Raw genomic sequence first — 6,990 nt, forward strand, 5'->3', positions numbered from 1 at the left:
AGGATGATATTGACGCGAGCAACTTACGGTGTGATGTATCATTTGTAGTACAGTTCTGTGAGATAACAAACAATTATATAAGTAGAAAAGAGCAGGAGGGCGGTTTCGCCTAGGCTTTTAATCTGACAACAAAAAATTACGACGTGATTATGATAAAGAGGTAGTAATGATTGTGCTTGGTATTGATCCGGGTCTGCTTATAGCAGGATTTGCGATCATAAAAAAAGAACAAAAAACAACATATTTATTAGATGCGGGATATTTAAAATTGCCGGGAACCAAGACCGTTATTGAACGGGTAGGGTTGTTTCATGAATTTTTTGAGAAAAAAATCATTGAATGGAAGGTTACTGATCTAGCAATTGAAACACCATTTCTCGGTAAAAACAGTCAAACCTTTTTAAAACTAGGGTATTTGCGCGGGATTTTATACTTGTTAACACATAAACACAGTCTGCAGCTGCATGAATTTTCTCCGCGAGAAGTGAAACAGTCAATTACCGGGTTTGGAGGTGCAGGCAAGGAACAAGTTGCGCGTGTTTTATATCAACTGTTTCCGCGTCTTATTAAACCAGAAAAATATGATGTCACCGATGCGCTCGCAGTAACGCTTTGTGGGCTGTGGAAAACCAAAAACAGTTATCTGCTATAAATCATTTAAAATCTTTTAAACAAAGCCGTATTTGACCGCGTTTTTCAAAATTACTGGAATTCTTGCCCGCAAAGGGTGCTCGGAATTTCATTCTAAAGAAAAAAACGGGCATTTTTTGCCAAAACCCCGATGGATACAGGCGTTTCAGGCGGAATGAGAATTATGTCAAAAATAATGGGGGGGCTAACTCAAAATACAATGAAACGCACACTCAAAATTTGAATAAATTTTAAGAAAAAAAGGATTTTCCAAAATATTTTCATTTAAGGAAATCATTTGTCGAAAAGATTTAACCACATTTTTGAGTTCTTTGGATTTTCAAATTTTTTAAAATAATAAGGAAAAATCTCATTAATTTTTAAACAAGGAATCAAAAACTTCATACTTTATAAGGAACTACTCTCCATATTTTAATAAAAAATTATAGGGATTTATAAGGATCCAAATTATTAATTTTATAGTTTTATTCGGATTTTTTATTAAAAATTATAAGGAATTATTCATTTTATTTTTCCCTAAAAAAGGAACCTCAAAGCCACCTCTTCTTCAGACGGCCTCATACCGGCCATACTTTGTCTCCGGTACAGAAATTGTGCAACTGACCTGCACAAAAAAATCTGTAACAACCCTAAAATCAAAAGTTTTTAAAAAATAAAAAATCCGCTAATGCGCATTCGCTAGCGGATTTTTCAGGATAGGAATTGTATGCCTAAAAACTAAAATGATGGCAACTTAAGACATATTGAACCATTATGTAGTTCGGTCTTATTTGTATCTTCTTGATTAGTAATTGCGCCTCCATAAAACAGTTGATCCTTAAAAAGAAATGGTGCAAATACTATTTCGGTTGAGTTAACTGCAACAGGAGCTACTTCCTGAGATAAAAAATCATATTTATATAGAGAGGCCTTTCCAGATTCAGATCGTCCACAATCAGAAAAATAAATGCCTTGATTATGATAAATCGGTACGAAAGGAACCAATGACTCATATAATCGATCTGCTTGATGTGATATTAAATCGACCGGAATAGCAAAATTAAATAATGGATTAACCTGCCAACCTGATTTTGTACGTACAATGCTATGATATACACAATCAATTGTTTCGGGGCTACTCGTATCCCCATATTCAATAACAAAACCACGATCTTCATCAACCATGGACAAAAACATAATTTGTCGATTATTAAAATCTGCTACTACCTCACTATGCTCTGTATCGTCAGGCATTCTCATTTCATGCTCTATGGCAGTTTGATGAGTAATAATTTTTTTAGCCCATTCTGTATATGCATCAGTATCATTAAATGATTGATTACTATACTGTATGTTGGGATATGGCTGCTGTACAATGCGATACTGCGTATTCCCCTCTATTTCTAAGCGTTGAATATAAAATAATAATGAACCAATCTTCTGTGGGTGTAAACAATCATAATGATCGCTAAAAGCAATCGCATCAGTATCTCCATTTATAGAAAAATGAAAAATTCCATAACGGTCTCGTTTTTTACAACAGCAATAACCCGCTAGCTCATCTATCCAATCAACAGAAATATAATCGTACAGAGAATCTTGAATGCTAATAATTCTTGGAGATCGTTTGTTAAACTGTTTAATCCATACGCGACCATTAGAAACAAAACTAAATCCTGAAGCATCTGACATAATACGAACTGCTGCCGGCATATGTATAGAATGCAATAGTGGATACGCATATAAACTTACTGGATCCCATCCAAATAATGTAAGATTATCTGGTGCCTTTTGATAAACGACATAGACAAACGGTACCGCATGACCATTGGTGGATGACACCCCAACAGGATATAAATACTCTTTAAGATCGGAACTAATCAAAAAATGTGATGATACTAATAGATAAAACCATAATAATCCTTTGCTCACAATATCCTCCTCAGACAGTCTCAGACTAGTTATTGATATTTACAAAGTATCACTATAACAATCCTATCCATACTGTGCAAAAAAAATTCCATCGCATCAACCGAAGTTAATGCGATGGAAAAAAGGAGAGTAGTAATGAAGCCTAATTAAAGTAAAAAATCATAAATTTAAATATGACTTATCTAAAGGATAATACACATTCAAAGTATGTCAATGATTTTTTTTATAAAAACGCCCTATAGAAGGACAATTTCAATTTAAATTCTCTATAAGCATATATCATTTACAGTTAGCTGTCAACCAATTAAAAAAATAAAAATTCGTGCCTATTGCGAATGATTTCAATCCGTCAATACTACCTGGCCTGCCCCAGCCTCAAGCAGTATATCATGCAAAAAGCCTTGTTTTAAAGGGGAAGTGAAAATAATCTGATTTCCCAGCCCTTGAAGGACTTTCATAAAAATATGAGCCCGCTTTTCATCAAAATCGGTCATAAAATCATCTAATAAAAAGATCGCCTGCCCTCTGGTTCTGGCTAATTCACTCATTTGGGCTAGTTTTAATAGCAAAATAATGAGCTTCTGCTGGCCTCGCGAGGCAAACATTCGAGATCGTTTCTCATAAAATTTAATCAAAATATCGTCTAAGTGAGCCCCAAATAAAGATCGCCTATAGCGCAGCTCATCTGCATATAACGTGGGGCGGTCAGCCAAAAAAGCCTCCAATGTGGCATGCCCATCCGTAAGAGCCTCGTTATAATCAAAAGTAATATGAGGAGCGTCATCAAAAAAATTATGAATAATCGTAGTCGTTTCAGTCTGAAGCCGCTCAAGCCCTCGCCGACGGTGTGACTGCACTATTCGCGATGCCTGCCAAAGCTGTTGTGTCAGAATATGATACATTGTTTTATCAAGCACCCCTGATTGTAAAGCTCGATTTCTGCTGGTGACGATATGGCGCAAACTATGTGATGCTTGCGCAAAATCTGCATCATATAATAGCAAAACATGATCTATAAATGCCCTGCGTTCTTGTGGGCTCCCGCTAATAATAGATAGATCATCTTCGGTTAACGTAACCACGCGATAATGATCCATTAGCTCTTTATATGAGCTAATACCTTTTTGATTAATTTTTACCAGCCGTTTTTTTCCAGAAAAACCGACCTGTAACTCCGTTTCATGAGATGTTATCCCATCAGATTCTGGTACAAGTTGCGCTTTCAAAAAAAAGGTGTCATGCCCGAACTGCAGTAACTCTCGCGGAGCATGGGTTCTGAATGAACGGAGATAACAAAGGTAATGAATACTTTCCAACAAAGAAGTTTTTCCCGACCCATTTAAACCCTCGATAAGGGTAATTTTACTGGGAAACGAAATTGTTTTCTGTGTAAAACATCTAAAATTTTTAATATGTAATTGTTGCAAATGCACGATGGTACTTATTTAAACGGCGGTTGGAGAAACAGGCATTACCAAATAAACCATATGGCATTCTTGTTCATCTGCTTCAAAAATAATAGGCTTTGAAGAATTTTTCAGATGAAACTGCAATCCCTGATCCGCAAATGCCTGCATACCGCTCAAAAGGTATGGGGCATAAAAGCGTACATCCATCGCCTCACCTTCAAATTCTTCCAACGATAATTTCTCAGCTAGTTTACCTACATCTTTATTTTGCATAGAAACATGCAATTCATGCGATTTAAACTCAAATTGTGTTGCAATAAATTGTCCAGACAACAAACATGATGATCGGCGTAACGCTTTAATGAACTGTCCTTTATCAACACGCGCAGGCTTAAATCCATCTTTGTTTAAAATTAATTCGTATTGCGGAAATGGATCTGCAAGTAGCTTAGTAAAGAAGTTAAATGATTCACCTGAAAAAACGAGTTGGTTGCCACACAGTCCCAAAAATACCGCCGCGTTATTAATGCTTTCTAACAGTTTTTTAAGTTCAAACACAGCACGACGCGGCAACAACCATTTTTTATTTTGATCAAGCATATACTTTGCCGTACTCACTTGCGCTAAACAGTGCCCATCGGTTGTCGTCATTTTTAAACCACCGCTGGTAATTTCGCAATACAATCCGTTAAGCGCTGGATTGGAGTTGTTTTGTGGTATCAAAAATCCTACTTTCCCTAACATATTAAGCAAAAATAAAGCATCCATGTGCATAAGGTTTTCGATACGCTCAGGAAATGGAGGAAAGTCTTGTGCATCACGAATATTTAAAGAAACTTGAACAGTGCTTGCTTGGACAGCCAACTGTTTATCTTGTAGCGTAAAGGTAATATCGCCATCAAGCTCTTTAACTAAATCGAAAAGTCGTTTTCCTGAGACTAAAAACGACACTGCTTCTTCTATTGTGCTTTCAGTCAGTTGATAACTTGATTGTAAACTAATTTCTAAATCCGTGCTCTTTAAAACAAGTTCCCTATGACCTACTTGAAATTGAATGTATGTTGTAGCATCCAATGTTGTCCGTTTATTACAAATTGGTTGCATTGCAGAAAGAATCGTCATAAACGATTTTTGATCTACAACAAAACTATTTTTTTTCATATCGCCCTCTGGCATTACCATATCATATCTATTAACATTTTATTTTAAGATGAAAAGTATATTACTAGTATACGTGCATTACAGCAAAAAACTACTCCAATCAGAACAAAGCTTCTCACCATATTTTCATAATACTATTCTGACAGATAGACAATTTGAATACGTTCATAGTATAATACCGTAAAAATAACGTATTATTTATTACACGTCTCAGACTAATTACGTCAACATCATAAAAATGGCTTATAGTTCAAAAATTAAAACAATAGGGATCGCTCATGAAAAATATACTTTTTTCCGTGATGTTATTATTAACGAATATCCATGTATCATTTGCAGCAAACGCCGATGAACAACCGCAACCACCAATAATATATTTAAATCAACCAAATTGCGTCCTAACTCAAAAAGAGTTAGACCAAATGGCACTACAGCGCCAATACGGTATACCCAGCACATCTAAAAACGAACACATAGTTCGTAAAATGGAGCAGCCTCCACACGGATTTAGGGAAATGCAAGAGAAGATGCGCAGACGATTGGAAGCAAGAAAAAAAGGCAACGGATAAAGTACCAATCTTTCCAGACAGAAATACATTTTTAAAGGATAAAAACATGAGACATATAATTTTGATTTTACTATTAACCATTCCATGCGCATCATTTGCAGCTAACGCGGATGCAAAACCGCCTGTAACGAAAAAATTGCTAAAGAAAACAAAAGGTAGCCAGGGAAGGAATTTAGCCACATCATTACAGGTCCAGGCCAATGTTTCTGTAGGACAATTGCAAATGCAGAAACAAAGATTCGATGTTATTGACAATGGTCCTCACGGAGATAACACAATACACAGGCAAAGATTACAAGCGAAACTAGCGCAATCAAGAGCCAAAAAAGCGGCTCAAGCTGCTGAAAACCCAAATGGGCACGAAGAACAAAAATCATAAAAATATATAATCAACTCATTATATAAAATCGAAAGTCATCATGAAAAATAATAAAACAATACTTTTTTTAACTTTTATACTCAGCACTAACAACATAATAGTACCCGCTAATGAGCAGCCTGATGACTTAGAAAAAGCATTTCTCGCAGAGATCTTGTTGCAAGGTTCTGCAGAAGCGTGGAAAGAGCAGCCCGCCACAAATGCCGAATGTGCTCAACATTACAGAGAATCGTGCGAAGCAAAAATGAAAAACGAAGCTCCACATCTAAACCCAACAATGAAAAAACTCCTCGGAAGATTGATAGATATAGAAGCAGATAAACTCGTTTACCCCCCACTATCATTACAATATCCACAACTGCCTGGAAAACCAAAAGTACAAAGTTTACTCAAGAAACAAATCACTCATATTTTTAATCTTTGTGTGCGAGCACAAAACCCAAAAGATTGGTCCACCATTGTACAAACCTTGCAAGTAAAAGAATCTGAGGAACTTACTGCACACCTTCAAACGACAGAAAAAGATATGGGCCTCGGAATAATAGGCTATTTTGCTCAATCCAGTCCGCTACAGCCTTTACAAAACCTTGTACCTTTGTATGAGCGATGCCAGTTTGATATCACAAAAATACAAACATCTGCTGGCCTAAACTTGTTAGAACTCGCTCAAGCGCAAAACAATAAGAATCGTAAAAATGTGATCAAATATCTAAGCCCGCGCTTTCAACCGGCTGCTGCTCTTCAACATAAAGAATAAATTATGAAAAATATTAGGTTCTGTTGAGTTTTTAAAGATATGATTTTTTGAGGTATGATAGCACCGAAAGTTTTAGACTGAACATCTTCAAAAAATCGGCACTATCATGAAAAAAGAGTATATCAACGAAGTGGCTTGGAGCAAAATTTTAAT

General features: G+C 36.1%; 7 protein-coding genes. 4 read left to right on the forward strand and 3 right to left on the reverse strand.

What is annotated here, in order from left to right:
- Window positions 1–166 precede the first annotated feature (166 nt).
- Window positions 167–652: a crossover junction endodeoxyribonuclease RuvC gene (locus tag VGT41_06380; protein ID HEV2601888.1), complete on the forward strand. Its 486-nt coding sequence runs from the start codon at window positions 167–169 to the stop codon at window positions 650–652.
- 716 nt (window positions 653–1,368) lie between these two features.
- On the opposite strand, the gene VGT41_06385 is transcribed toward VGT41_06380, so the two are convergent.
- The 3 genes from VGT41_06385 to dnaN all read right to left on the reverse strand — a co-directional run bounded on the left by VGT41_06385 (window position 1,369) and on the right by dnaN (window position 5,132).
- Window positions 1,369–2,562, reverse strand: a complete 1,194-nt coding sequence (locus tag VGT41_06385; GenBank protein HEV2601889.1) for a hypothetical protein — start codon at window positions 2,560–2,562, stop codon at window positions 1,369–1,371.
- 341 nt (window positions 2,563–2,903) lie between these two features.
- The gene (gene recF, locus VGT41_06390) at window positions 2,904–3,995 is read right to left on the reverse strand and encodes a DNA replication and repair protein RecF (GenBank protein HEV2601890.1); all 1,092 of its coding nucleotides are present in this window, start codon (window positions 3,993–3,995) and stop codon (window positions 2,904–2,906) included.
- A gap of 12 nt (window positions 3,996–4,007) precedes the next feature.
- Window positions 4,008–5,132 carry a DNA polymerase III subunit beta gene (dnaN, locus tag VGT41_06395; GenBank protein ID HEV2601891.1) on the reverse strand — a complete coding sequence of 375 codons (1,125 nt, stop codon included), beginning with the start codon at window positions 5,130–5,132 and terminating at the stop codon, window positions 4,008–4,010.
- Window positions 5,133–5,410: 278 nt separating this feature from the next.
- On the opposite strand from dnaN, the gene VGT41_06400 reads away from it, so the two are divergent.
- From VGT41_06400 to VGT41_06410, 3 genes are read left to right on the forward strand one after another with little or no spacing between them, the layout of a single operon-like run.
- Window positions 5,411–5,701, forward strand: a complete 291-nt coding sequence (locus tag VGT41_06400; protein HEV2601892.1) for a hypothetical protein — start codon at window positions 5,411–5,413, stop codon at window positions 5,699–5,701.
- Window positions 5,702–5,747: 46 nt separating this feature from the next.
- Complete coding sequence (locus VGT41_06405; protein HEV2601893.1) at window positions 5,748–6,080, forward strand: hypothetical protein; 333 nt, start codon at window positions 5,748–5,750, stop codon at window positions 6,078–6,080.
- A 40-nt stretch (window positions 6,081–6,120) separates the two neighbouring features.
- Window positions 6,121–6,837 (forward strand): hypothetical protein, encoded by a 717-nt coding sequence (locus tag VGT41_06410; protein HEV2601894.1) that lies wholly within the window; start codon window positions 6,121–6,123, stop codon window positions 6,835–6,837.
- Window positions 6,838–6,990: the final 153 nt, after the last annotated feature.

The sequence above is a fragment of the Candidatus Babeliales bacterium genome, assembly GCA_035944115.1.
Taxonomy (GTDB): Bacteria; Babelota; Babeliae; order Babelales; family Vermiphilaceae; genus DASZBJ01.

Bases quoted from the DNA above. Each gene is read 5' to 3' on its own strand.
- VGT41_06380 (HEV2601888.1), top strand. From the start codon at position 167: ATGATTGTGCTTGGTATTGATCCGGGTCTGCTTATAGCAGGATTTGCG.
- dnaN (HEV2601891.1), bottom strand. From the start codon at position 5,132: ATGAAAAAAAATAGTTTTGTTGTAGATCAAAAATCGTTTATGACGATT.
- VGT41_06400 (HEV2601892.1), top strand. From the start codon at position 5,411: ATGAAAAATATACTTTTTTCCGTGATGTTATTATTAACGAATATCCAT.
- VGT41_06405 (HEV2601893.1), top strand. From the start codon at position 5,748: ATGAGACATATAATTTTGATTTTACTATTAACCATTCCATGCGCATCA.
- VGT41_06410 (HEV2601894.1), top strand. From the start codon at position 6,121: ATGAAAAATAATAAAACAATACTTTTTTTAACTTTTATACTCAGCACT.